The organism is Polynucleobacter kasalickyi (assembly GCF_900176405.1).
Taxonomy (GTDB): Bacteria; Pseudomonadota; Gammaproteobacteria; order Burkholderiales; family Burkholderiaceae; genus Polynucleobacter; species Polynucleobacter kasalickyi.
On record NZ_FWXJ01000022.1, the window covers coordinates 1 to 25,448 of the forward strand.

22 protein-coding genes and 1 pseudogene are annotated in these 25,448 nt (G+C 37.7%); 10 read left to right on the forward strand and 13 right to left on the reverse strand.

Annotated features, from left to right (window positions below; all coding sequences use genetic code 11):
- From B8983_RS13480 to B8983_RS13495, 5 genes are all read right to left on the reverse strand, one after another.
- Positions 1 to 635, reverse strand: a 635-nt coding sequence (locus B8983_RS13480) for an IS66 family transposase (protein WP_200806911.1), incomplete at its 3' end; no start/stop codon positions are given.
- Positions 636 to 741: 106 nt separating this feature from the next.
- Positions 742 to 1,077, reverse strand: a complete 336-nt coding sequence (gene tnpB / locus B8983_RS13485) for an IS66 family insertion sequence element accessory protein TnpB (protein ID WP_143736196.1) — start codon at positions 1,075 to 1,077, stop codon at positions 742 to 744.
- Positions 1,074 to 1,466 carry a transposase gene (locus B8983_RS13490; protein ID WP_084286018.1) on the reverse strand — a complete coding sequence of 131 codons (393 nt, stop codon included), beginning with the start codon at positions 1,464 to 1,466 and terminating at the stop codon, positions 1,074 to 1,076. The genes tnpB and B8983_RS13490 overlap by 4 nt, the downstream gene beginning before the upstream one ends.
- Positions 1,467 to 1,506: 40 nt before the next feature.
- Positions 1,507 to 1,665 carry a hypothetical protein gene (locus tag B8983_RS14065; RefSeq protein WP_159460912.1) on the reverse strand — a complete coding sequence of 53 codons (159 nt, stop codon included), beginning with the start codon at positions 1,663 to 1,665 and terminating at the stop codon, positions 1,507 to 1,509.
- 56 nt (positions 1,666 to 1,721) lie between these two features.
- Positions 1,722 to 2,699 (reverse strand): hypothetical protein, encoded by a 978-nt coding sequence (locus tag B8983_RS13495; RefSeq protein ID WP_143736197.1) that lies wholly within the window; start codon positions 2,697 to 2,699, stop codon positions 1,722 to 1,724.
- Positions 2,700 to 3,153: 454 nt separating this feature from the next.
- Here B8983_RS13495 and B8983_RS13500 point away from each other — a divergent pair, with 454 nt between their 5' ends.
- Genes B8983_RS13500 through B8983_RS13515 form a run of 4 tightly spaced genes read left to right on the forward strand, consistent with a single transcriptional unit; the run spans position 3,154 to position 12,746 of the window.
- Positions 3,154 to 6,285, forward strand: a complete 3,132-nt coding sequence (locus B8983_RS13500; protein WP_084286022.1) for a DUF499 family protein — start codon at positions 3,154 to 3,156, stop codon at positions 6,283 to 6,285.
- A gap of 3 nt (positions 6,286 to 6,288) precedes the next feature.
- Complete coding sequence (locus B8983_RS13505) at positions 6,289 to 6,915, forward strand: DUF3780 domain-containing protein (protein WP_084286026.1); 627 nt, start codon at positions 6,289 to 6,291, stop codon at positions 6,913 to 6,915.
- Positions 6,916 to 6,930: 15 nt separating this feature from the next.
- Positions 6,931 to 9,951, forward strand: a complete 3,021-nt coding sequence (locus B8983_RS13510; RefSeq protein WP_084286028.1) for an anti-phage-associated DUF1156 domain-containing protein — start codon at positions 6,931 to 6,933, stop codon at positions 9,949 to 9,951.
- Positions 9,951 to 12,746 (forward strand): phospholipase D-like domain-containing anti-phage protein, encoded by a 2,796-nt coding sequence (locus tag B8983_RS13515; RefSeq protein WP_084286032.1) that lies wholly within the window; start codon positions 9,951 to 9,953, stop codon positions 12,744 to 12,746. Before B8983_RS13510 ends, B8983_RS13515 begins: the two co-directional genes overlap by 1 nt.
- A 152-nt stretch (positions 12,747 to 12,898) precedes the next feature.
- On the opposite strand, the gene B8983_RS13520 is transcribed toward B8983_RS13515, so the two are convergent.
- The 3 genes from B8983_RS13520 to B8983_RS13530 form a co-directional block, all read right to left on the reverse strand.
- Complete coding sequence (locus B8983_RS13520) at positions 12,899 to 15,136, reverse strand: tetratricopeptide repeat protein (RefSeq protein ID WP_084286035.1); 2,238 nt, start codon at positions 15,134 to 15,136, stop codon at positions 12,899 to 12,901.
- A 378-nt stretch (positions 15,137 to 15,514) separates the two neighbouring features.
- Entirely contained in the window at positions 15,515 to 15,877 is a 363-nt protein-coding gene (locus B8983_RS13525) for a hypothetical protein (RefSeq protein WP_084286038.1), read from the reverse strand.
- Between the two features lie 132 nt (positions 15,878 to 16,009).
- On the reverse strand, positions 16,010 to 16,579 hold the full coding sequence (locus tag B8983_RS13530) for a hypothetical protein (protein ID WP_084286042.1): 570 nt from the start codon (positions 16,577 to 16,579) through the stop codon (positions 16,010 to 16,012).
- A gap of 262 nt (positions 16,580 to 16,841) precedes the next feature.
- Between B8983_RS13530 and B8983_RS13535 the strand changes: the two genes are divergently transcribed.
- A complete protein-coding gene (locus B8983_RS13535; RefSeq protein ID WP_084286044.1) occupies positions 16,842 to 17,273 on the forward strand; it encodes a DUF3293 domain-containing protein in 432 nt (143 codons plus the stop codon).
- A gap of 475 nt (positions 17,274 to 17,748) precedes the next feature.
- Here the strand turns inward: B8983_RS13535 and B8983_RS13540 are convergent, their stop codons facing one another.
- From B8983_RS13540 to B8983_RS13550, 3 genes are all read right to left on the reverse strand, one after another.
- Entirely contained in the window at positions 17,749 to 18,474 is a 726-nt protein-coding gene (locus tag B8983_RS13540; protein ID WP_084286046.1) for a hypothetical protein, read from the reverse strand.
- A 380-nt stretch (positions 18,475 to 18,854) separates the two neighbouring features.
- On the reverse strand, positions 18,855 to 19,781 hold the full coding sequence (locus B8983_RS13545) for a hypothetical protein (RefSeq protein ID WP_084286048.1): 927 nt from the start codon (positions 19,779 to 19,781) through the stop codon (positions 18,855 to 18,857).
- Positions 19,771 to 20,172: a hypothetical protein gene (locus tag B8983_RS13550; RefSeq protein WP_084286050.1), complete on the reverse strand. Its 402-nt coding sequence runs from the start codon at positions 20,170 to 20,172 to the stop codon at positions 19,771 to 19,773. The genes B8983_RS13545 and B8983_RS13550 overlap by 11 nt, the downstream gene beginning before the upstream one ends.
- A gap of 610 nt (positions 20,173 to 20,782) precedes the next feature.
- On the opposite strand from B8983_RS13550, the gene B8983_RS13555 reads away from it, so the two are divergent.
- From B8983_RS13555 to B8983_RS13570, 4 genes are all read left to right on the forward strand, one after another.
- On the forward strand, positions 20,783 to 21,166 hold the full coding sequence (locus B8983_RS13555; RefSeq protein WP_084286051.1) for a hypothetical protein: 384 nt from the start codon (positions 20,783 to 20,785) through the stop codon (positions 21,164 to 21,166).
- A gap of 18 nt (positions 21,167 to 21,184) precedes the next feature.
- A complete protein-coding gene (locus tag B8983_RS13560) occupies positions 21,185 to 21,904 on the forward strand; it encodes a hypothetical protein (protein WP_084286055.1) in 720 nt (239 codons plus the stop codon).
- Positions 21,905 to 22,063: 159 nt separating this feature from the next.
- On the forward strand, positions 22,064 to 22,441 hold the full coding sequence (locus B8983_RS13565) for a hypothetical protein (protein WP_143736198.1): 378 nt from the start codon (positions 22,064 to 22,066) through the stop codon (positions 22,439 to 22,441).
- Positions 22,438 to 22,977: a hypothetical protein gene (locus B8983_RS13570; RefSeq protein WP_084286060.1), complete on the forward strand. Its 540-nt coding sequence runs from the start codon at positions 22,438 to 22,440 to the stop codon at positions 22,975 to 22,977. The genes B8983_RS13565 and B8983_RS13570 overlap by 4 nt, the downstream gene beginning before the upstream one ends.
- A 233-nt stretch (positions 22,978 to 23,210) precedes the next feature.
- Here B8983_RS13570 and B8983_RS13575 read toward each other — a convergent pair whose 3' ends face one another.
- Positions 23,211 to 23,381, reverse strand: a complete 171-nt coding sequence (locus tag B8983_RS13575; protein WP_084286061.1) for a sigma factor-like helix-turn-helix DNA-binding protein — start codon at positions 23,379 to 23,381, stop codon at positions 23,211 to 23,213.
- 146 nt (positions 23,382 to 23,527) lie between these two features.
- A pseudogene (locus B8983_RS13580) lies at positions 23,528 to 23,800 on the reverse strand (integrase core domain-containing protein); the annotation flags it as partial.
- An 81-nt stretch (positions 23,801 to 23,881) separates the two neighbouring features.
- Here B8983_RS13580 and B8983_RS13585 point away from each other — a divergent pair.
- Positions 23,882 to 25,168 carry an IS110 family RNA-guided transposase gene (locus B8983_RS13585; RefSeq protein WP_084286063.1) on the forward strand — a complete coding sequence of 429 codons (1,287 nt, stop codon included), beginning with the start codon at positions 23,882 to 23,884 and terminating at the stop codon, positions 25,166 to 25,168.
- The last annotated feature ends 280 nt before the right edge of the window (positions 25,169 to 25,448 follow it).

Below are 25,448 nucleotides of genomic sequence, written 5' to 3' on the forward strand. Positions count from 1 at the left end.
AAATGGTCTGCGTACTTCGCAACTAGTACCTGTGCCAATAAACCGGAAGTAGCAATGCCCTTATCAATGATTTGGGCAGGGACTGGTGACTGCGTTAAGGTCTTACAAGAACCACAAGCCCATTTACCACGGATATGACGCTCTACCGTTACAACACCCGGCGTATAGTCTAACTTCTCACTGATATCTTCACCAATCCGTTTCAGTTGGCAACCGCAACGACAGAGGGTTGAGTCAGGCTCATGTCGGAAGTCGACCCGAGGTAAGTTAGCAGGTAAAGGAGCACGCTTCGGTGTTTGACGCTGACGCTTAAAAACTTCAGGAGTTGCCAGCTCCTCCATTTCTGATTCCATGGCAGCGATATCCGTATCGAGCGTTTCTTCTAGTAAGCTAGCTTGTGCAGAATCCAGTCGCTCACTTTGCTGTCCGAATTTCCAACGCTTCGTGATGGCCATCTCATGGGTGAGTTGATCAATCTTGGTTTGTCGATACAACAGCTCTTTTTTTTGCTGCTCAATTTCCACCTGACTGTGAGCGATGACTTGTTTGTGCTCTTGGTTCTCTGACATCAAACTCAGTACTAGCTCACGCAATGTTTGCGGATTCATGTGTTCAAGAGTTTGTGAAGTAACCATAATGACAGTATTTCACATTCGTAATGAGGGGGTAATTATAGGTTTTACTAATTGATTTTTTTGGTAATTTAAGGAAAAATTTACCTTAATAAAACAACAAAAAACATCATAAGACCGTGATGATACCTGCCTCTCCGAGGCGGTGCCAAGGTAATCCAAGGACCAATGCATCGAACTGTTCCCGACAGATTTGCAGATGTGTTGCAGTGTCCGTTCTAGGCCAAATAAAGTGACCTTCATGTAAGCGACGAGCAGCTAACCAGATACCAAAACCGTCGTGTACCAGCACTTTCATTCGATTAGCGCGACGATTGGCAAATAGATAAGCGTGATTTGGATACGCCGCCCCAAACACCTTCACCACGCGTGCTAATGCCGTATCGGTTCCTGCTCGCATATCCATCGGTTCGGTTGCAATCCAAACTGCGTCAACTCGAATCATTTGGTAAGCTCCCGTAACCAAGCTAAGCAAGTCGTACTGGCCTGCATTGGCCACTTCACTTTGATGGTCGAGCTACCTTTGTGAACTTCGATCTCAATTGATTGGCCATCGGCTTTGGAAGAAGGATGGGGAAGACTCAGGGGTAAAAACCCTGGCGTATTACTCATCGGTACAGAGCCACTTGTACCTACGAGACCGTTTCCTCGTTTAAGATAACTTGGGTCAGCATCATACATCCATCGCCGCAACAAATTGGCATTCAACCCATAGCTAAGTGCAACAGATGCGATTGATACATTTGGTTGACGAGCCTGGGCAATCACCTCCGATTTAAACTCTTTACTGTATCGTTGTCTTATTCGTGTTCCGGTTGGACTAGTAAGATCCATAGTGTACACTTCTCCACTTATTTTTTAAGTGGAGACATGTTCACTTAATCAGTGGTTCAGGACAAGATGTATTCACCGGACGCATACAATTCATCTCAACAAGTTCCATCATATTCTCTGTTTTCAAAAACTCTAAAGCCTCTTCAGAAGTAGCTGATAACCATTGATCAACTAGTTTAGAGAAAAGGGGGCATAACATCCAATAATTGCCCTAAGTATCAGAAAAATTTTGTAATACCCTCTGAATAGAAAAAGTTATTCTTCCAATTGGGATTTACTAGATAATTTCATGAAAAGATTTCTTATTTGTTTTTTAGTATTGTTGTCAACTAGGAAAAAAGGCTTTAATCTATTTTTGATGGATTCGATTTCTGGAGGATGTGAACCTATAAAAAATAATTGGATGGCTTGTTCTAGATTCGGATTTTTACTTCTAAATCCTTTGAGAAAGCCCTTTACCTTTATATATTTTTTGATCACCTTATCGGATAACTGATTATTATTCCACTCAATAAACCGTATATATTTAGAATCAAATTCAAGGATTTCATAATCTAAATCACTCAAATTTGTAAAGGTATTAAAGTTCTTAACTTTGATGCAGATTTCTATATAGACCACATAAATACCCGTCGAAAAAATTAGATCCTCATAGCCAAAGAGTGGTTTTACAGCGACATTCTTTGGTAAGTAATATTGAATGAATTTCAACTTAAAAGTATCTTTTTCTGAATAGTTAAAGTTAAAATTGACCCTTTCTTGAGCATAGGATTCTTTAGCATCAAGCCGTTTTATGACTGCATTAATTACTGACTTAATCCAGAATTCATGGTTATTAATTTGATTAAAGCGGATTTCTTGAGGATGCCTGTGTAGAAGAGTTAAGTTTTTAGTAGCATTTTTACTGAGTGCTTTTATATAAAAACCAACTTCGGTTTTATTTGATCCCATGTTTACTAAACGAACAGTTTGTCCGCGATATGAAGAAAATTTACCTTTTTTTGATTCGGGTACTTTATATAAAAGAGAAGTACCTATTCCGCCAGTAAGGTATAGCCTATTTTTATGACCTACATCATGAATATATTGTTTTGTAATAAGGTATTTATTTATCTCACTCGCAAATTCGTGTTTTTGTTTGGTCCAGGTTGAAATAGCGTCTAACTTTTTCTTTAAAAAGTTAAATTGATCATCGATGTTATCAATATAGATATTTTCTACTTCAAGCATCATTGTCTCCTTCAGTACATATTAGTATATTGATTCATGAAATTGCAGTTTTTTCAGGCTATCTATTTGTTCTACCCTAGGAGGATACATGAAAGGATAGGTGCGACAACAAGGTATGATTTTGAATGAATGAAATGGATTACCCCAACATCCGGTCCTCACGTCTAATCTATCAGGAGCTCAAAAAACAACAAAATTTAACTATAAGTTATTGTATTTTTACAGATTCAAAGCTCATATTCTGAGCTATGTGAATGATTAGATGGGGTATTTTATAATTATTTGTGTATGATCAACCTAGTAGATTGAAGGATTTTCACAGTTTTAAGAAAAGTGAGATTTATTAAACTTTTAAAGTTAATATGATTACCTAATTAAGGTTCCTTTTAAAATAAATTTGAAACTTAAAGTTTTAGTTATTCTCAAAAATTAATATTCATTTATTGGACTTACTCAAATGTCATTATATAATTTATGTACACCTCGTGAATCAGTATTTGAGGCTGATCGAAGAGCTACTGTATTAAGCTTAGACACTTTTCTAAAAGGGCAAGTTCAAGGCAAAGAGTTTTTTGAAGAAAATTATTTTACTTCCGGAATGACAACTTTAGTCGATCGAGTTTTCCGACAGCTTTCAGGGAGTGTTTCAGGATCTTCAGTCTTTATGCTTTCTCAAGCGATGGGCGGTGGTAAAACTCACAGCATGATAGCTTTGGGTTTATTAGCGAAAGATCCTGAATTAAGAAAAAAAGTACTTGGTGATGAAAACCCTGCACCGTCTTTAGGTCGCTGCAGAGTTGTAGGTTTTAATGGTAGAAGCACAGATGCAACTGGAGGTATCTGGGGCGCTATTGCAGAACAGCTAGGTAAGTCGGAAAGTTTTGCAAAGTATCTTTCTCCAGTTCTAAGTGCTCCCGGTCCTGAAGCATGGAAGCAGTTACTAGGCGGCGATTCTGTCATTATTTTTTTAGATGAATTACCTCCTTACCTTGAATATGCAGTTTCAGTATCAGTTGGTAATGCTGATCTGAGTGTAGTGACTACTGCCGCCTTAGCAAATCTTTTTATCGCAGTTGCAGAAATGGAAAACGTTTGTTTAGTTTTGTCAGATCTTGCTGGAACAAATTATGGGATAGGGCAGAGTAACCTTAGGGCAGCTTTAGATAGGGCTATTCAAGGAATTACTTCTGAGTCGCGAAGAATCGCTGTACCAATTACCCCTGTTAATCCTAACGGCGATGAGCTGTATCATATATTACGTAAACGTCTTTTTGGAAAAGTTGCTTCAAATGAAGAAATAAAAAATATCGCTGAATCTTATAGAGATGCATTACGTGAAGCTACTCAGATGGGTCTAACTACAACGTCCCCTGAAGCATTATTCACCAGAGTTACCGATTCTTATCCGTTTCACCCAGACTTAAGAGAGTTAGTTGGCAAATTTAAGGAGAATGATGGTTTCCAACAAACAAGGGGTGTAATACGTCTTATGCAAATGGTTGTATCCAACTTATGGACATCTAAAAAAGCCAGTAGTATTGACCTCATTCATCCCTATGATTTTGATTTGAATCAAGATGAGATTGCTTCAGAAATAAGAACTATCAACCCTTCATTAAGTGAAGCAATTGCCCATGATGTGGCTCATGGAGGCGATGCTGAAGTAGAGCAAATTGACGCTACTAATGGAAATTCCGATGCATCCGATGCGGCAAAGTTAATTTTAATTTCTTCCTTAGCAACAACCCCTGGAGCAATACATGGTCTGCGAGAGTATCAGTTAGTAGATTGTTTGCAACGACCAGGTAGGGATTTAAGTACTTTTAAAGCAAATGTTCTCGATAAGCTTGCAACTAGGGCTTGGTACTTGCACAATTCTGCTGATGGTCGATTGTATTTTAAAAACCAGCAAAATTTAGCTGCCAAATTACGTTCTACAGCATTGTCTTTGCACGCAGAAACAGTCGATCGAATGTTGAGAGAGCATTTAGAGTCTTATTTTTCTGCGACTATGCGGGACTGTTATCAGGTAATTAAAGTCCTTCCACCTCCAGATGAAGTTCAAGTAGATCAAGAAAAAACCACCTTAATTATTGTTCGTCCTGGAGGACAAGCTAACCAATTACCTATTTCCCAGGATTGGCAATCTTGGTGGGAGCAACAACAATATAAAAATCGTGTTCTCTTTTTAACTGGTTCAAGAGACACTTTTCAAAAGGTCCTAGATTCTGCAAGACAGTCTCGCGCACTTCAAAGTATCGAAGACGAACTTAGGAGCGACAATACACCAACAGACGATCCTCAGTGGAGAGCTTTAGATGCTCTAAGAGATCGAGTTGGACTTCAGTTTACGGCTGCTTTGAAGGAGGCTTTTGATCAAATTGTTTATCCTTCAATTAACGCATCACTCAGAACAACTGGAACGGACTTAGCTTTTGCCGGTAACCAAAGTGGTGAGGCAACTGTTCGTAAAACTTTAGAAAGTGCCCAAAAGTTCACTAGTAAGATTGATGATGATAGTTTTAAATCAAAAGCAGAGGCAAGACTTTTTGGAACTGCAGATTCAAAAGTTGTTTTATGGTCAGATTTTAAGCGAGCTGCAGCTGTTAAAACTGAATGGCAATTACATAAAATATCTGCATTAGAAGATCTCAAGGAAGACTGTTTACGCCGAGGCATTTGGCGAGAAGAAGGAAATCATATTCGGAGAGGACCTTTTCCAGCTCCAAGTCCAGAGGTTTTAATACGTGAACTATCTGTAGAAGATGAAGGAGATGGAATCACTTATCTAAAGATAGAACCTTTGCATGTGCCAAATGTTGTGTTTGAAACAGGACGAGCAGACCCTACAGAAGCTTCAAGCCCTGTTCCTACCCCTACACGCTTTGAGGCAAGAGGTTTATGTTATAGATTTATGGCAATTGACCTTGATGCTTTAACTAGATTTAGTGAAGTTAAGGAGTGGAAGGCAAAGCTACGTATTAAATATCAACTTCATAATCGTGGCGATCATTTTGAAATTGAACTCATGGCTCTTCCTAAAGCCAATGGTATTTCAATTAGGTATACAACTGATGGTTCATCACCAACAAGTACTGGTCATGCAACCTATGATGGAAAGTTTCGGGTACCAGAAAACTGTCGTGTAGTTTGCGCTATTGCAGTATGCCCTGAATTCGATTTGGTCTCTGAACAAATTCGAATTTCAATTCCACAAAAAGGTGTAGAAACTCCTACAATTAATACTCAATTACCAGCACGGTGGATGCAACAATCAAGATTTGATGAATCTGGAGTTGTTTGGGATTTAATCAAAAGGTTAGAAACTACTAAAGATGTAAAAATTTATGATATTGGACTTACGGCAGAAAGTGCAGATGGCCATCAAAATCTAGAATATTCTGGAGCGATAGAAGAGGGTTATGACCACGCAAAAGTAAAAGAAGTTGCTGAAAAACTTCAAGAGTTAGTTGGTGGAGGAAATATAAGAATGTCAATCGGCTCTATTGGCTTCCCAACTGGTCAGGCTTTGCTAGATTGGTTAAAGGCAACTAACCAACAGTTCAATCTTTCAAAAGTAAAACAATAAATTATGGCTCGTGGAAATGCAAATACAGTAAGAAAAGTATTAGGTCTAGGATTTTTACCGGATGAAGCAAGACATGGTTTTTTGATTCAGATTCCTAAAGGTACTTCGTCGGGAGAGCTTATTTCAATTACAGAACATCGTGGGAATGATCTTGATCAACTTGGAACTATTGAAACTAATATACCGTCTCCAACAGATTCATCATTAAGAGTACTTATTGATAAGGGGCGTTGGCTTGCTTTAGCACCTGCTTTTTGGGATGAGGCTAATCGTCGGCTTAGAGCCAATGGTTTGCCTGTAGCGAAATTTCAAAAAAACCCAAGTAAACCAGTACCTATTCACCCATCTTTAGGAAAAGAATTATGTATTTTATGTTGGGCAGTTGAAGAAGCTTCTCCAGATGATATTCCTAATGCAATAAGTAACTGGGAAGCTCTTGCACCAGAGGAAAGATGGTGGTTATTTACCATGACAGTTGCAACTACAGGCCAAGCAATGCAAAAAGGAATTGGTTGGAGAAAGGCCCTTCGTGCAGCTTTAGCAGATAACACTTTTGTAAAAGGAGAAGGCCTATCTCCGAGATCTCGTCGAGAACTACTTGGACATTCTCAACTCTCACTTTCACTTTAAAGAAATAAAACTCATATGCCTAGCTTTATTGAAACTCAATTTCCAATAGCTCGTTTATCGGCAGAATCTTATAAAGAGAGAAAAGCTGGAGCAAGTCAAACATTGACAGGCTTAGGAAAGTGGTGGGGACGAAAGCCACTTATTTTAGTTCGAGCATCTATAATTGGAATGCTAATGCCTGCTTCAAACGATCTCAAAAAAGATCGTGAGGTTTTTTTACAAATTCTTACGATGGATGATGATGGATTATGGCAACGGTGTGGCGGTGAAATTCCTGCTATTGAATTCAGAAATGTAGCTTCCTTAGAGTTTCAAAATAAATTCTTTACAGCTAGAGGATTTAAGCAAGGATTGTCTGAAGAGGATAAAGATCGAATTAAGGAATTAATTTGGCAATCTCTATCGATAGAGAAGAAAATATTTCTTGACACTAAAAGGCGCCGTTCATTTAATACCAAGTCTGAGTTTGATGCGTTACCGTACTCTGAGAGAATTGAGCATTGTGTTCGACCTGAGAATGTTATTGGACCAACAGCTGATACATGGTTAAAAATTAATACCCATCTTAATACTTCTGCAGAAAATCTCCCCGAACTAATTTTAGAATTGGGAGAAAGACTTTTTGGTCGAGTTCCAAGGGTCGGGGATAGCTTCTGTGGTGGCGGATCTATCCCTTTTGAGGCAGCTCGTATTGGTTGTCAGGCCTTTGGATCTGATCTTAACCCAGTAGCTGGATTATTAACTTGGGCTGGCATCAACTTGTTAGGTTCTACTCCAATAGAACAAGCTAAAATAAAAAAGATACAAGATCAATTATTTTTTGATGCAGATAAAATCATTACCTCTTGGGGCATTGAACATAACGATAAAGGTGAGCGTGCAGAAGCATATCTGTATTGCGTTGAGGTGAAACCAGAAGGTTGTGACTACTATATTCCCTTAGCTCCTAGTTGGGTGGTCTCCGAAAAATACCGATGGATAGTAATTTGGCATAAAGTTACAGGCAGTGATAGATTGCGTTCAGAAGTACTTCAAGTATCTCAGGATGAATTAGAGAAATATAAAAAAAAGAAGGGTGCAACCATTTCATCAGGACGCATTTGTGATCCTTTTGATGAAAATAGAACATGGTCTTTGGAATCAATCCGGGGGCCTGATGGTCTACGTCGTTGGACCAATGATGAATTTACATCTAGAACTGATGATATCCTTCAAGAACGACTTTATTGTATAAGATGGTCAAAGAGTATTGAGTTTACTGATGAACGCGGAATAACTATAACGAAAATTGTTCGCAGATTTGCTGCTCCTGATGTTGCTGATTTAGAGCGGGAAGCTACTGTGCATAAACTTCTGCGAGAAAGATTTTTAGATTGGCAATCAAGAGGCTTGATTCCATCGAAAAAAATTCCAACAGGCGGAGAAAAAACTGAAGAGCCTATTAGGACTAGAGGATGGACACATTGGCATCATCTTTTTACTCCTCGCCAATTACTAACCTATGGTTGTTATTTAAGCGGTATTTCAAATAGTTTACCTAAAGAAGGAGTAGTAACTGTAATCCTTAAGTTAGCAATTCAAGCAAATTGGAACTCGCGTTTATGTGTATGGAATGCAGATAAATCAAAAGGACCAGGATCTACAGAGCAGACTTTTGCAAATCAGGCTCTTAATCCACTTTATAGCTTTGGTACTAGATCATTTGGTCAGTTATATGAGTCACTTGTTAAGCCTTTCACATTCACACATGTTCAATCAAAATCTACTGAAATCAAATTAATTGATGCACGCGACCTTAGCGATACATGTGACCTATGGATAACTGATCCACCTTACGCAGATGCCATTAATTACCATGAACTTGGCGATTTTTTTCTTGCATGGTATGACAAGCAATTAGAGAAATCTTTTCCTAAATGGAGCTCCGATGCTCGAGCTCAACTTGCAGTTAGAGGTGATGGTGAAGATTTTCGTAAATCTATGGTTGAGATATATAAAAACCTCGCTTTACATATGTCAGATAATGGTTTGCAGATGGTCATGTTCACTCATCAAAATCCTGCAGTCTGGGCTGATCTTGGAATGATTTTGTGGGCAGCAGGACTCAAAGCAACGGCTGCTTGGACAATCAGCACTGAAACTTCTGCAGGGTTAAAAAAAGGTAATTACGTTCAAGGTACTGTCTGCTTGATTCTTCGAAAAAGAATAATAAATGAACCTGGATTTCTAGATGAAGTTTACCCATTAGTTGAAGATGAGGTTAAAAAGCAAATTGGTTTAATGCAGGCACTTGATGAAGGTGGAGAGCCAAACTTTAATGATGCAGATTATCAATTAGCCGCCTATGCAGCAGCACTTAAAGTACTAACTCAGTATGGAAATTTAGATGGTAAGGATGTAGAGCATGAGGTATTTGCAGTAAGAGAAAAAAACCAAAAAAGTGATTTTCAGATTGTTATAGAACGTGCACTTGGAATCGCCTGTGATACTTTAATTCCGAAAGGCTTGGAAAACTCTTGGCGTGACCTAACTTTAGTAGAAAGATATTATCTTCGCGCTCTAGATATCGAAAGTAGAGGAGAAAGACGTCAAGGGATGTATGAAGAACTAGCCCGCGGATTTGGAGTTACGGATATCAGACCTCTACTTAAGTCTGACAAAGCTAATGGTGCAAGAATGTTTACTCCCTCTGGATTAGCTTCAACTCAACTTGGTATTGTTGGAGATTCCTCTAATAATCAGATCCCTGCTCGAAGGGGAAGATCAGTTGGAACATCCCACCCGTTTGCGTCATCTCCCTTAAGACATCTAATGTTTGCAATTCGTGAAACTGCTAACTCAGACAATAGTCCTGAGCCAGGTAGACAATATTTACGGGATACTTTCGGTCAGTTGTACTGGACTAAGAGAGACGGTTTTATTGGCTTACTTGAATGGCTATCATCTTTAGGGAACACAGATGGAATGGAAGAGTGGGCAAATGATTCTGAAGCCGCTCGCATATTGGCAGGTAGATTACGTAACGATCACGCCTAATGTTAAAGCGCCATTCAAGTCGACGCAATCGTTTAGATCATGCTGTTCTTAATGAACGGTTGGAAGATGCAATTTCATACGATCGTATTGCAGGTTACTTTAGGTCCAGCTTATTTGAGGTAGCTGGTGAAGCAATTTCAAAGGTTAAAGGCCCAGTTAGGATTATTTGTAATTCTGATCTAGATCCACAAGATTTAATAACCGCAGCTGCAGCACAAGCAGCATTGAGAAGATCTTGGTGTTCAGGATTGCCAGAAGATGCCCCACCTGTTGCTTTGCCAAGGTATAAAGCACTTTACGATGCTCTTGTTAATAAAAGAATGGAAGTGAGAGTTCTACCTGATTCAGCATTTGGTTTAATTCATGGCAAAGCTGGTGTTCTAAGAAAAGCTGATGGTACTGCTACAGCATTTTTAGGAAGTGTGAATGAAAGTGCATCTGCTTGGAAAGTGAATTATGAATTGCTATGGGAAGATGATTCTCCAGAAACAATAGACTGGGTTCAAGAAGAGTTTAATGCCCTTTGGAATGATCCAAGAGCAATTGATTTATCGGTCTGCCCTTTTATCACTCAAGACCTTCAGCGAATTATTGTTAGAAAAGTAATTGATCCTGAAGAATTAAAAGGGATAGATGATACTGATCAGGTTGCTGGATCAGTTGCTGTCGAGACTCCTGTATATAGAAAAGAACAAGGTCTGTGGCCTCATCAAAAATATTTTGCAAGACTTGCATTAGAAAGACATCGACTCGGCGGAGCACGTTTGATTCTAGCCGACCAGGTTGGGTTAGGAAAAACAATTCAGCTTGCTATGGCAGCTTTATTAATTGCCTTAGATGATCCAGATGGTGGACCGATTTTGGTACTAGCTCCCAAACCACTGTTGCAACAATGGCAAGATGAATTAATGGAGTTATTACAGTTACCTTCGGCAAGGTGGACTGGAAAGTGTTGGGTAGATGAAAACGACCTTGAATATCCTCCAGATGGAATAAAGTCACTTGGAAAATGTCCTAGACGAATAGGTCTAGTTTCTCAAGGACTAATAGTTCGAGGGATGCCAGAGGCAATCAATTTATTGCTCAGTAAAAACTATAGTTGTGTAATTGTTGATGAGTCGCATCGTGCGCGTCGAAGGAAAGTCCCAAAAGTAGATGCCTCAGCTGAGGAAATTGATGAGAAACCCATTCCAAATAAATTAATGGATTTTTTAATGAGAATCGGTAGTAAAACTAAAAGTATGCTTTTAGCTACTGCAACTCCGGTTCAATTGCATCCGGTCGAAGCATGGGATTTATTGAACATTCTTTCTCATGGTAATGACGGTGTTTTGGGAGGTTGGACAAGAACTAGCCCTTGGTTTAAAGCAAGCGATTGTCTTGAAATTGCAACCGGTAATAGAGCAATACCGGTCAACGATGTAAGAAATGGTTGGGAATACCTAAGGGATCCACTACCCTCAAAACATGAAGGTAATGCATTTGATCGAATACGTAGAACATTAAATGCTGTAGATAAAAAATGGCAGTTTACTCCAGAAAGTTTAGATAAACTACCGACAGCCATTCAGAGAGTTCAAATACAAAATGGATTACTTCCAGAGTATGGCGAAAGTTTCAACCCTTTACTGAGATGTATTGTTCGTCGAACTCGAGCATATTTAGAAGCTACTATAAATCCTGCTACTGGTGGATATTTTTTACCAAAAGTTTCAGTTAAATTATTTGGCGAAGATGATGAGGATGCTTTAGTTCTTGGTGGTTATTTAAAAGAGGCTTATGAAGAGGCAGAGCAATTTTCTATTCTTCTTCAAAAACGCGTAAAAGGTGCAGGATTTTTTAAAACACTTTTATTAAGGCGTCTTGGGAGTTCTATGGAAGCTGGCCGAAGAACTGTTAGTAAATTACTCGGGGAAGAGCCTTCTTTTGTTGAAGACGAGGATGAGGATGAAATTGAAGAAGAGATCCATTCTACTGAGATAGTTCAATCTCAAACAAAGAGTGACTTTAAGGATTTTACTGAAGCTGAACGGCTTTGCTTAGAGCGTTGTTTAAAGCTTCTTCAAGAGGGTGGGAATAGTGATCCAAAGTTAGATGCTGTTATTGGATATTTAAATGGAACTCAATCTGGATCCATTTCTAGCTGGCTTGATCTTGGTTGTATTCTTTTTTCCCAATATTACGATACTGTCCGTTGGATAGGTAATGAGATGGCTAAAAGAGAAGATTTTGCAGGAATGGATATTGGACTTTATGCAGGCAGTAACCGGTCAGGGTTTTGGAGAGATGGAAAATTTCAACGCTGTGACAGAAACGTTTTAAAAGAACGAGTTCGTAACGGTGACTTAAAACTCTTACTAGGAACCGATGCAGCTTCCGAAGGTTTAAATTTGCAACGTTTAGGAACGCTTATTAATATCGACTTACCTTGGAATCCTACGCGTCTAGAGCAGCGTAAAGGGCGTATTCAACGTATTGGTCAGGCCAGAAGTGAAATCTGGATTGCGAACCTTCGATATAGAGATTCTGTGGAGGATAAGGTGCATCAAGTTCTAGCTGACCGATTAGAAGCTATCCATGGACTCTTCGGACAAATCCCCGATACTTTAGAGGATGTTTGGGTACAGATTGCTCTTGATGATGCTGATGCGGCTAACCAACTTATAGATAGAACAACTGCAACACGTAATCCATTTGATATTAAATATAGCAAAGTTGAGGATGCCGATTGGGAAACCTGCTCAACAGTTTTAGACCCAATAATTGTTAAAGAAAGACTTTCTCAAAGTTGGTAATTTTTTCCTTAAAAATTTGATCCTCTAATTTATAAACAGAGTTCTGTAATGTTTATTATTTTATGAAGGAATAATAGGAATTTTTTTTCGATTTATGTGAGTTATACATCTCCAAGAAACTGATTTTTTACCTCAGCGTCTTGAGATTCTTTTTAAAGCTCATTTTTTAACAAATAGAGTAAATGCCCAAGGGCAATATTGCTCCCTCGAATGCTAGCGTAAGTATACCAATGCTTCGCAAAGTTCAAATCAATATCAACACCCAAACCATTTTCATATTGAAATGCAAGATTATTTGCACCTTCTGGGTGACCTTGCGTAGCCCCACGTAAATTCCAATTAAATGCTTCTTCCGCATTCCTCTCGACCCCATTTAAGCCATGCAAATGGAACCATCCCAATGTTACCTGAGCATAAGGAAATGACTGTGCAGCAGAATCAAAATAATACTTTAAATAATCAAAGTCCTTGTCCTCACCAGAATTGAGAAGTGAGCATGCATAATCATTTTGAGAAAAAGGATTTCCATTATTAGCTTCAATTTTTAACTTATCAATTGAATCACAATTATCTTGATTTTCCTCGTTATGAAACTTTACATATAAATCAAACCAATATTTCTCGGCTGAGGTATCAATTCCTAAGAGTTCTTCCAGTTCCATTACATTAATATTTAGTTTAGAGATCAGAGTTTTCTTAAATGGCCAAAAAAAACCTCTTTCAACACCAAATATTTCCTGCATAAAATCCTCTGAAGTTAACTCATTCATTTCATCCTCTAGATCTTTATGATTGATTGAAAAATTCCAAGCGTTGGGAAAGGCGATAAATTCTAAAAGTTCAATTTGATCTTTTTTTACAAATTCTTTATTTACTATGTTAAAGAAGGAGCTTTGTGCTTTTACAAAATAATTTTTACAAAATGACTGTTCTTTAATAGTACCTTTATATTCTCCTAAATAACGACCTCTCTGAGAGTCTGTTTCGCCATTAAACACTTCACAGCATATTGAACCATCCCGTTCAATATTTAAGAACGCAACTTCATTAATATCCTGATTTTTTCCTTCAATTTCTTGGGTTCTATGTGTCCAAAAAGCGATCACACAACGCTTTGGCTGGTAAGCACAACATATTTTGGCAAAAATATCATCAACTTCTGCATATTCCGATTTGTCACCGATGTAAGCTCTTTGAATAAATCCGGACTCGGTCTCCAAGAATAATCCCCAACTTGTACCAGATCTCCAACTTAACATCACGTCAAAGCATTGAATTGCTTCATCTCTAAGAGGCTGCACTTGCTCTACATCACGAGTCCATAGAAATCCAATATCATCAAGCATTCTGAGAGTTGGTAGTTCGGATATTCGGTTAGTTAAGTTTCTTATTTTGAGACAACAAACTGTATAAAAACTAGCGGCATTCATCAATAAATTTAACGGTTTACTCTCATTCTCCAATTCAGATGTAAATCCGTAACGATCCTCCATAAGACTATAAAGTTGCGAATGTGGACCATATTCATGACTTCGGAAAAGGTACTCACTAGCAACTATACGACTCAATTCTGCATGCCTTGGCATATGTTCATCTATAAAACCTACTACCAGCGGAGTCGAAAACTCGAAGAATGAAGTTAATGGTAAATCTTGCTTATCCAAGTTAATGGGGGCTCCATCTGGTTGCTTATAAAACAAAAGTCGTTGTAAATTCCACAATGCCTCTCCTAATTCAAGGTTGTCATCTGACAAAAAACCTCTAAATGCAATTTGAAAAGGCTCATAATTTGCTAAACCATTTGATTCATTTACGAATTGGATTGAAGTAAACATTCTGACAAAGGGACTTTGCTTCCAAAGTAATTTATTAAGAATTCCTGAATAACATTGAGGATCATATTTATTAAGTGCATGAGTTAAACTACTCGCAAAAACATATGCATGTATTGGAGTCCTTATTTCTTCCCTCAAAGATTCTCCAAATGTTTGACACCAGAGTAGGTCAAAGCGGTGACGTAGTAAAAGAACATCATCTATATTTTGGCCAGTTACTTGCTCATTTTCCCAATCCAGATCTAGTAATGTTGTAGGATCTCCAATATGATCAAAACGATTTTTAGACATTGGTACACGAAGTATTTCTCCGGCAAGTTTAAATACGGGTATAAATTCAATGAAGTCATTTGTTGAGAAAGCATTTTCGTTAATATCATCAAAATGGTTTTTATCAACAAATTGCCAAAAAAGCTCTGTATTTTGTGATTCCCCATCCTTTTTAGGAGCTGTCAATTTCCATGCATAAAGAATCGCTAAGCCACATGCTTGCTCATTTGTGAATCCACATTCTTTCGTTTTTGAAAGCCAGTTTTTATAAGTTTCTGTCAACATTTGTAAAGCCTTTTAAAGTTCTTTAAATTATGATTTATATCTTAGTTGGATAAAAGGAGTTTAATAAAGCTAAATGCTCATCGGTGTAGTTATTGCAAAAGTCCTTCATAAGCATGGAAGCCAGACCTTAAAGGCAATTCCTGGGTCGAATGATCAATGAAAGAAGCAAATTCATGTTACAAAATATAGGTGGGGGTATAGCCTCAGTTTCTCAAATCAAATCACAAACACAGCAAAGTAAAACCTAAAATTTAACAAACCCGCTATTGTTATTAGTTTTTTTAAACGTTGCACACATTAAATTAATTTTGGTATTTCAATTAATTGTGTGAAATGCCGGATTTTATTAGTTTTATATCACCTACTTTGATACTCGAATTAATCGTCCGTTGGGTAGTAAATATGTTGGTCTTCGGTGACAGTTCTGTTTCCACTCATACGAAAGATGTAGATATGATAATTGGAGCCGGTAATATTTAATTGCATATTCGCATCTTCATTCAATTCTTTGATATTTTTATATGAAAAATTAAGAGGGTAGCTTAATCCGCTTCTACACACTACGAGAATTCCTTTTGCTTGTTCGGAGTTGGTGGTTTCAATCCAACCTTTTTTCTGTATGACCTTTCTAGCTTCTGCTCTGGTTGAAATACTGTGTGCAATCACAAAAACTTCTGTAGCAAAAATTTGACAATTTACCCCCCAAAGAAGTATTCCAATCAATAGTTTTTTAATAATCATGTTTAAATACCTTAGTTATTTAACTCAAAACCCCTCCCCAATCAATCTATAACTCAAAATCTCGGGATAAAATTTAGAGATGATCGAGGAAACCTCTTAGCGACTAACTAATTTAATAGATGGTGTAAAAAATTAGTTAAGTACCTCTTGACCTAGTAGATTTTTAAGGGCACCTTCGTAAATATCATATGTTGAAACGATTTGGTTTAATAAGTTCTCATCATTTGTAATAATTGCATATTCATTTTCGTTTGAAAAAATACATTGTCTATAGCAGGACAAGACGGTAGCTTGGCGAAGCTCACCTTGTTTGTATTCTTGTGCACATTGGTGATAACTATTTTTCCATTTATAGAAATAGGTTTCGTCAACATAAGTTGGTAATGACGGGTTGGTCGTTTGTATACGAGTATCTTCAATAATAGCATCTGCAAATTTTTCTGCTTTTTGAACAACAGAGGTAATTCCTTCAATGGATTTAAAACCATTACTAAACTTTAGAATTGCTGCTTCGCGTACTGCGCGACTTCCAAGGAAAATAGCCATAGTAATAGCAGATACCCGGAATTTCGTAATTGAGGTTTTATCTCCAGATTGCAGTTCAAGTAAATCGTGTAAATCTGGGTCAAAAAGTGACTCATCAAGAAAAGGTGCAACCAATACCTTAGAGTAATAGTTTAAAAAAAATTCAGATGGATCCATATTTAAAACCTTTCAAAAGATTAAAATATCATTCTGGAGGCTCATTAGATGAGCTTATATGCATTCGTTTAGTACGTTTATATGGGCCATTTAGTAAATTCATGTTTGGTTATAATTTATTCTTATGTAAAGAAAGGGTAGACGCCCTTACTAAAATGCTCTCGGTAAGCCAAATCGTAAAAATGAATGTGAATCTTGTTGGAACAAACAACAAATAACTGAAAATAAAGTAAGTTAACTTAAATATTTTAGAAAGTTTTTTATGACTAAAGCGACTCAAATTCACCCCGATAAAGTCCGAGCCTACCTAGCTACGGACTACCGACTCGGCCATACGTCGCACGACATTATCTTGACTGTAGGCCAAAGATCAGAGCGCTTAGCTACCTTGTTCGCTGATAATGCTGTCAATTGTGGAGCTTTCCTTACGGCTTACAATCCACGCGGAGCTATCCAATCAGATGCAGCTAATGACCTAGCCCACGCCCAACTCGCCACTAAACTGATGGAGCTAGAGCTTCAAGCAATCGAAGGTTCGGGTAGCGAAGATGGTACCGAATGGCCTTCTGAGAAAAGTTTTTTCGCTTTAGGTCTAGCCCTTGATCCTGCTAAAGAAATTGGACTTCACTTTGACCAAGATGCAATTGTCTGGGTTGGAGGAGATGCTGTTCCACAGCTCGTCTTGTTGCGGTAAGTAATTTTTTACAAGTCAATCTAAATGGCAGGTGGGAATTGTTCCCGAATGGTAGTCTAGAAACACAATAAACCCATTTAAATAACAGATAGAGCTGTTATTAATCATTACTTAAACGATTCCACTTAGACAAGCTATGGCCCAAGTTTTGTTCTTGTCAGATTTTTATTGGGACTTTTACTATTTAATTCGTCGTAGCACAATTTGATTGAATTTTGCTTGACCTTATTTAGTTTAAAGGAAAAGATTGACTCATTTGTTGAGTTGATTGAATATGAGAGTCGTCTTATTAAATGTGCCTTCATATAGGTAATAATAAATAAAGCACCTCAATATTATTCTGATTCTTATAATTTTTATATGAAAAATTTAGTTTGGGTAGTTCCTTGGATAGATGTATTTTTGTTTGCGCATTTCCCACCAGAACCATTTGCCATTAAGTTATCAAATGGCTTTTGCATTTTTAGCAATGGCTTTAATTATTAATAAAAACATCTGTTGCATTAAGTCCTGGGAAATTTAAGTTAATCCAATCGTTAAAGGTGTCACAAAAAGAAATTATTTTGGCGCGTGGCAAGGCATTCTTTATCCTATGTTCTAGCAAATTCAGAATATTTTGATCTGGGTTTATTATGATCCAAAATGATTCTCCTATAGGTAAAGCATCGCCAACTTGGTTTATTGCAGAAAGTAAAAACCGGTCAGAGTCGCACTCAAAGGACATTCCAACAACAATAAATATCTTTTGCCAAATCATTCGATTAAAAAAAATATCCGCTTCCGATGAAGGTGTCCGAATATTGGCAGGATCCTCAACCAGAATAAATGGGCTTCTATTTGTGTTATCCAGTAGATGCTCGACGGTTCCGTTGATATGAAATACGTGACTACTTGCAAGCCATGGAGGTAGGGTAGTCAAACCTAGTTTGAGAACTTCTCTCTGTAGTAAATAGTCCCAATTTGTAGTTCCAAAAAGATGTCTCCAGCCCTTATTAGTTTGCATCTCAAGATGGCTTAGAAATTGTTGTACGACCCTTGTATTGATTTTGGGGTCATTCATCAAGTTGTTAAGAGTATCTTTGATTTGGATGACTTTTTGATCTCTAGCCAGCATTTCCCACTCCTTCGGCAAATCCCACCCTAGACCACAGCCCATCGATAGGCCTCTACCAAAGAGCCAGACAACCATTCCTTCTTGCATCTCACGCCTTTAAACTTGTTTAATATTAGCAATCATAATTTGAAATTGCGATGAAAGATATGTTCTTTAATTTTTCTGTGACTGAGAGGGCGGCTTCCATACAAAATGAGCAACTAAAGCAGTTCCTAGCAACAGTAAATAGGCCTTAAACCTCCTTAGCGGGCCTTGAGAAAGTCTCAAGCCCACCACCGATCGAGACTTTTTGCTTTGGGGGACTCTTTGAAGTTGCCGTTAGAAGTGGCTTGAGAAAATTGTCTCTAATCCTCGTAACTATTTCGGATTTGGTTCTGTGTTGTAAAAATGTAAGGTTTCACAAAACAGGTTTTGAATCTTTTGAAATAAGGTTTAGTTATTCAAGTTGATTCGATCAAGGCACCTTGTTATTTACTTTTGATTGCTGCCAAGATGATAGTACGGAGTTCTTTCTTAAATTTTTTAGGATCATCGATGGCAACCCAGAAAAAGACGTCGCTCATTCCTGGAGCTTCATCGTTCTCACCAGTTTCGATGATCTCAACTGACCTACATTCTTCTAGTAAGCTTTGCCAATTGTAATGATCCCAAATAGTATCGAGTAGTTCTGAATTCCTTTTAAAACCCGCAATCTTAAAAAGGTCCACTGAAGGACCGTCCATTAAGCTAGCGAAAAACCCAGCGCCATATTCCTGATCGAAATCGAGAAAATCAAAATCTAACTTTTTAGGCTTCGCCTTCGTTGCTCTAGCTTTTGTAGCGAGTATCGCTGCTAGATTATATTTGGCTTGGACCAAAGCGTCATTAACGCTAAAACTTGGGTGAAATGAAAGGCTAACGTGCGGAACTCCTTCAACTTCAAATCGCCCAGAAAGAACAAGTCGGGTTTGACTAATACTTTTTTCAGCCCATGCGCCACGCATCGACCAGCCTCGGCGAAGGAGTTCATCTCTTGAATTTCGAGCGGTGATAGGAATAAGCCGCTTTTGCCTTGTTGGCAAAATCACAGGCTTTGAAAGATAAGCCACTCCTGAATAAATTGTAAAGGGCGAATTAGGTAGCAACTGTTTAATGCTTTTTTCTGCTCTTAAAAAAACTCGCAATGGGTAATGCCTGTTTGTACCGAATCCGGAAATATATACAGAGGGGATATTCTGGCCCTTTAGAACAGCTGCTAGTCGCCGATTTAAGGTAACTCTTGGTTCATGGCCGTTACCACTTAGATTGAAGGAGTCAATTCGCAATTCCTCCGCAACGGCAATAAGTACTTGCGTACGGATGAGCTCATAGATTTTTTTTATTTCAGAAGACATGTCTATACTATCAAAGTCCATACATATGCCCAGCTTTCACTTTCGCCCAATGTCTCCAGTCTTCGGCGGCCTTTCTTGGTTGAGACGCAGCATTAAACCCTTCGATTGGGTGTCCGATTGAGTCAATAATACGCTGAGCTTCAAAATCAAACATAGCTGCAATCAACCAGCCCAGCTCAAGTCGATTTAATTCAAGCCTTGGATCAGTGCAAAGGTCTTTAAAGTTCGATGATTTCGAGGTGCAATTTTTGATTTGCCACTCAATCAGAAAAGCATCCGTTGCTTTGGACACCGAAAATGAACCAAGTGAATCAAAAGATCCACGCATTCCTAGACGAATAATTGGCACTTTACGTTTTCGAAGACCTTTTCGTAAATCTGGGAGTTGGTCGATAGTTGGTGTAGTTAGCATCTTAATCCTAAAAAAATTTATCAGCGATCTTAAATAGACCATTCTTCACAAAGATTGTCAACTTGAAGCAAAACTGCATAAATAGCCTTATCTTGCAGAATATTCTTTTATAAATGCAACTGCATGACATGGATTTCTAATTGTTCTTGGCGAGTTCGAAAAGGTTATATGTAGGTTTTTTCGACGCAGTAACTTTTAACTTATAACTTGCCGAAGTTTTCTAATTAGATAATCATATCAGTTCAAAATATCAGTATTCAAGCTCATGAGATGAGCTATCAAAAGTGTAAATTAATAATATTGTTTTAGTTAATACATTTTAATTTGATCTTACAGATGGCCTCACTCAATTGAAAAATATGAATAAAGAGAAAAGTTTTGACGTGGCATTAAAATAAAAAGTATTCGCCCCGATTCGTGCCAATAACACAATTTACCAGGTTACTGGTTAATTGAAAAAATGAATATTTTTTATAAATGAAAAATAGCACTTAATCTAGTTGGACTGTTGTAGTTTGAATTGAAAGTGTTTTCAAATTCAAATTTATAAAATCAATAATGAGACACAACACTCTTGTTTTGAGTCTGAAATTATTTAAAGGGAGTATGAATGTTAAATATTGAAATGGCATTACGAGCATATGCATCTATGATGAATACTCTAGATTCTACGAAGTTGGAGCCATTTCTATCAACCGACTTTCATTATGCATCTCAAATGGTACTGTCAGAGATTGAGTCTAAGCAGGAGTATTTAGACTATATCAACCCTAAATTAGAAGCCGTTAAAGCTTCCGGTAATGCTGTTTGGGCTGAATTGGCAATATTGACGCATAGTTTTCCAGGTCCTTGCGTCGTACTTGCTCAGGGCGATAAAGAAAACTTGATTGCAATTGTCTTAGCAAAAATAAAGGACGATTTAATTGAACGAATTGACCTGTGTATTGTGCCAACTCCTCAGTCAGCTAATCGCAGTGGTGAGTATCCAACTTGATTTTTTGTAAGGAAATAAATGAAAAACATTGAAAATTCAACTGTAATTATCTGCGGAAACAAGCGTTATGGAACTTCATTAACTTTTCGACGAACACCACAAAAAGTATTTAAAGTTAATATCGTTTCAATCGAGCCGCTTGAAACGGTGCAACATTTAAACCAAAACTCGCAAATTAAAACTCCCGATGATTTGTGGAGAGAGATTCAGTTTTATGAAAGTAATTATGATTGTGGGTTCCATCACCAAGATATTGTTAATGAACTAGCCAAATTAGATTGGATTATCGCTGCAATCTTGGCAAAAAAAATTGGGGTCGAAGTCCCTCCAGTTCCGGATGTTAAGCTATTTACAAAACAAAATTCACTTCGTGCAATTAAGTGTGTTGAAATTGCTGCCCCATGGAACTATGAATGGCACCATATCAAAATCTCTTTTGAAAAGTGGATCCGCTTAATTCATGGTGAAGTTCAATGTAAATCAAATCGGTTTGGAGTTGATGGCAAAATTCACACTGCACATTGGACCTTGGACATAAATAGTGATCCTCAAATATATATACCAACCTGTTGGGAGGGAAGTTTCACTTGTGCAAGTAAATTTAAAGGGCCAATAGTTGATTCATACGATTTAGCCTTACTAACTTTGGATTCTGTTGAGGCTTCTCAATTGAGTATAGAGAATTCCAAGAATGAAACTTTAACAGTAACATTTATCCCAAAATTAAGAGTTAATTAGTCAGTGTTTGAAGTGCTCGAAGTTGGGAAAGATTTAGGTTTTTTGGAATGATCCATTAATAAATTTTGTAACAGGGCTAATTAATAAAATGCCGCGACAACTTAACAAAAACGAATATCAACTCACTTCTATTAATGTAATCCTTAAGAGGGTATTAGCATGACTAGGCACAAAAGAATGCTAATACCTTTTCTTTTAATTCCCCTTTTTACTTTCGGAACAGATTTAAAAGATGATGCAATATTGGGAAAATATTCGTTTCAATCAAAAAATACTATTGGGGACTTAAAAATTTCAAATAAAAGTCAAAAACTTTTTGCCGAATTTAGTGTTGCCAATCGTAGTGGATGTACTGGCGAGATATCTGGTCAGCTCAAGTTGATTTCAAATAATAAGTATTTATTTGAAACAAATAGTCCAGATGGCATTTGTAAAATTGAAATTGAGAAATTAAAGGCTTCTTTAAAGTCGACAGAAATAGATTGTTTCAATTATCACGGAATTAGCTGTGATTTCAACATGATGGTAAGAAAATGAAATTCCCTCAATTGCCTACGGAACTATTAAAAATCAAAGATGATGTTATTGATGCATTCTATTTAAATAAAACTATCCCAGAGAATATTAATCTCTTATATGCGTGGCTTGAGGATGAAGGGTGGGATAGTTTTCTTAGCGGACCAGAGAGTTTAGAGAATATTGGATTTTATGTTTCTTTAATTTCAGACCAATTAACAGAATCAGAATGTCGAGATTACGAGTGCTTGGAGGATGATGAACAACTTACAGATTCTATAAAGATCACTTATACACTTAATCTGCTAAATAATATTCTTGAAAATAATGACTTTTTAAGTATTTTCTCTTTTCAATTAAGCAATACAAAGTTAAATAAAACTGTTGTCATAGGAGCGGTTATTGAAATGCAGGGACAACTTGGTCCAGATGTATCTTGGCGGGGTGTTTATTTTAATAATAAAGATTTCCTAAAAGATCTTCGTAATAATAAAATTTTAGTATGGCAAGGTGATGGGTTATTAAACGACGAAGAAATTCTTTCACTTTGGACTTAAATTGAGTAGGAAGTATGATGAATTTAACTAAAGAAAAAATCGCTATTTTTTTAACAAAAAATTTTGAAAACGATTACTTCGAGTTTGATTAAGTTAAATTTATTTTGATACAAAGTTGTGTTGAAACATACCCATCTCGTCTTTAAAGTATCAATTTGGCTCTTGTTGAAGAATAATTTTATCGAGTGGCATTTTTTCCATTATTAGATGAATCAATACGCATAATACAAGTTTTAAAGCTCAAGAGTATCTTTAGTTATGCCTTTTGAAGCCAATTTTTGGCGAAATCTTATTAATGCTTTTGTTTCAATCTGACGAACTCGTTCTCTAGTTATATCCATCATGTCTGCTATCTCTTCTAGGGTTCGGTTTGCTTCGCTATTTGTATTTGGTTTAGTGTTCATAAAAAATTCTCCTATAAATAGCCTAGCATATTCGAATTTCACAATATGAAAAATTTGATTTTATTTAGGTTTTTAACTTTTAGCTATAACTTCATACCTGAAGGGGTAATCCCCCCATTAATAACTGAACTCAAAAGTAGAGTAAGTTAAGCAGCCATGGCCAGCCGCTGTTTAGGGGTAAATCCGCCCAATGCCATGTTTGGACGTTGATGATTATATTTATACATCCATTGTGTTGCAAACATCTGAACTTCGTCAATACTTTGCCAATAATGCTGTGATAACCACTCATATCGAACAGTGCGATTAAATCGTTCCACATACGCATTTTGTTGTGGCTTGCCTGGTTGAATATGTTGAATCTGGATTTGATGCTTTGCTACCCACTCCATGAGTTTGCCACTAATGAGCTCGGGGCCGTAGTACATGCAGAATGGTAGTCAGTCGTAGCAATTTAAGCCATGCTTGTGATTGCGAGATCATTAACAAGGAGTATTACTATGGCTGACCGCTTAAATAATAAACCCTACGGGGCATGGATTGCAATTGACATTGCCAAGGACTTTAATGCTGTGTTGAGCGAAACAAACGAGGGTAAACGACAACATTTTCGGATGGCTAATTCCGCCCAGGATCATGATCGATTTATTGTTTTTCTAAAAAGCTTACCTTCGCCATGTATCATTGGGTTTGAGGCAACCGGTAATTACCATCGAGCATTGGGGCATCGCTTGATATCGGAGGGGTTTGAGGTTTGTTTTATTTCATCTATAGCCAGTGCCCGGTACCGCGAGGTGATGTTTAATTCATGGGATAAAAATGATCCCAAAGATGCTGCCGTACTTTTGGAGCTTCTCAAACAAGAGATCACTCAACGTTATGTTGACCCATTAATTGCAGGGCATCACGATCTCCAGGAGCTGTCTAAAACCTACTATCAAGTGACATTAAGTCGCACGCGCTTGCAGCACTCTATACTCACGCACTATCTGCCTTTGTACTTTCCTGAGATGGGTAAATGGTGGAACAGTACCCGATCAGCTTGGTGGATTAATTATCTTTTGCACTTCCCCATTCCTAGTGCAGTAACGAAACACTCTCAAGAGACGTTTTGCGAGATCGCCAGTCCTATTGTTGGTCGTAAAGTGAATAAAGCAGCCAAGCTTATTGAACTTTATGAAACCGCCCAGCATAGTATTGGACTACCCATTACAGAGGATTCTTTGGCTTGTAAAACCTTTCAAATACAACTGCGACGCTATCAGGAGATCAATGATTGCCGCACTGAGTTAGAAAAGACCGCTCAAGCAGTATTGGCTAATAACCTAGACTCCGCGATTTTACAAAGTGTGCCGGGGATTGGTCCGATTAATGCCTTAACAATTCTCGCTGAGGGTGGCGATTTACGTCGCTTTAACCATCATCGTCAGTTCTTGAAGTATTGCGGGTTTGATCTAGCCAAGAACCAATCTGGCAATTATCGTGGTCAAGAACACATCTCCAAACGAGGTAATGCACGTTTACGTTTGGCATTGTGGATGGCAGTAAACACCGCCATTACTCAGCCAGAAAATAGTTTTCAGCAAAAATATAACCGCTATATTAAAGATGCCCCGCAAGATAAGGATATACAACGCAAAGCACGGACTGCGGTTGCAGCGAAAATGGCACGTGTCGTTTATGGATTAGTGAAGTCAAAACAGATGTATCAAGGTTACTATGAAAAAGCTTTACCCAGTGGATCGATCCCTCTCTGTAGGGCCGTAGAGGCCGTAAGGACCTCGTAGATAATGTTTGGACCTTCCACTGGGACCTCAGATTGTTTTAAGTAGGGTAAAGACCAAAACGTAAAGTGGCGGATCTTGTGTTCATTATGGTTAATCGGGACCCCTGATTTATTTATGGAAGTGACTGTTTGGGTAGAGGTGAGTAGTAATTTTTAATTTTTTAACTGCAAATTGCAGTGACGGGAGAGGCTGTAAATAATTTTGTGTAAGTTGATATTTTGTATTAATCTGCCAACAATGGCAACAAAATGGAAACTTGCAAGATGGACAAAGCGAAATT

Coding starts and splice junctions, on each gene's coding strand:
- B8983_RS13490 (WP_084286018.1), bottom strand. CDS start 1,466: ATGGATCTTACTAGTCCAACCGGAACACGAATAAGACAACGATACAGT.
- B8983_RS13515 (WP_084286032.1), top strand. CDS start 9,951: ATGTTAAAGCGCCATTCAAGTCGACGCAATCGTTTAGATCATGCTGTT.
- B8983_RS13540 (WP_084286046.1), bottom strand. CDS start 18,474: ATGCAAGAAGGAATGGTTGTCTGGCTCTTTGGTAGAGGCCTATCGATG.
- B8983_RS13500 (WP_084286022.1), top strand. CDS start 3,154: ATGTCATTATATAATTTATGTACACCTCGTGAATCAGTATTTGAGGCT.
- B8983_RS13535 (WP_084286044.1), top strand. CDS start 16,842: ATGACTAAAGCGACTCAAATTCACCCCGATAAAGTCCGAGCCTACCTA.
- B8983_RS13555 (WP_084286051.1), top strand. CDS start 20,783: ATGTTAAATATTGAAATGGCATTACGAGCATATGCATCTATGATGAAT.
- B8983_RS13550 (WP_084286050.1), bottom strand. CDS start 20,172: ATGCTAACTACACCAACTATCGACCAACTCCCAGATTTACGAAAAGGT.
- B8983_RS13520 (WP_084286035.1), bottom strand. CDS start 15,136: ATGTTGACAGAAACTTATAAAAACTGGCTTTCAAAAACGAAAGAATGT.
- B8983_RS13525 (WP_084286038.1), bottom strand. CDS start 15,877: ATGATTATTAAAAAACTATTGATTGGAATACTTCTTTGGGGGGTAAAT.
- B8983_RS13530 (WP_084286042.1), bottom strand. CDS start 16,579: ATGGATCCATCTGAATTTTTTTTAAACTATTACTCTAAGGTATTGGTT.
- B8983_RS13570 (WP_084286060.1), top strand. CDS start 22,438: ATGAAATTCCCTCAATTGCCTACGGAACTATTAAAAATCAAAGATGAT.
- B8983_RS14065 (WP_159460912.1), bottom strand. CDS start 1,665: ATGTTATGCCCCCTTTTCTCTAAACTAGTTGATCAATGGTTATCAGCT.
- B8983_RS13560 (WP_084286055.1), top strand. CDS start 21,185: ATGAAAAACATTGAAAATTCAACTGTAATTATCTGCGGAAACAAGCGT.
- B8983_RS13565 (WP_143736198.1), top strand. CDS start 22,064: ATGACTAGGCACAAAAGAATGCTAATACCTTTTCTTTTAATTCCCCTT.
- B8983_RS13585 (WP_084286063.1), top strand. CDS start 23,882: ATGGCTGACCGCTTAAATAATAAACCCTACGGGGCATGGATTGCAATT.
- B8983_RS13495 (WP_143736197.1), bottom strand. CDS start 2,699: ATGATGCTTGAAGTAGAAAATATCTATATTGATAACATCGATGATCAA.
- B8983_RS13545 (WP_084286048.1), bottom strand. CDS start 19,781: ATGGACTTTGATAGTATAGACATGTCTTCTGAAATAAAAAAAATCTAT.
- B8983_RS13510 (WP_084286028.1), top strand. CDS start 6,931: ATGCCTAGCTTTATTGAAACTCAATTTCCAATAGCTCGTTTATCGGCA.
- B8983_RS13505 (WP_084286026.1), top strand. CDS start 6,289: ATGGCTCGTGGAAATGCAAATACAGTAAGAAAAGTATTAGGTCTAGGA.
- tnpB (WP_143736196.1), bottom strand. CDS start 1,077: ATGATTCGAGTTGACGCAGTTTGGATTGCAACCGAACCGATGGATATG.
- B8983_RS13575 (WP_084286061.1), bottom strand. CDS start 23,381: ATGAACACTAAACCAAATACAAATAGCGAAGCAAACCGAACCCTAGAA.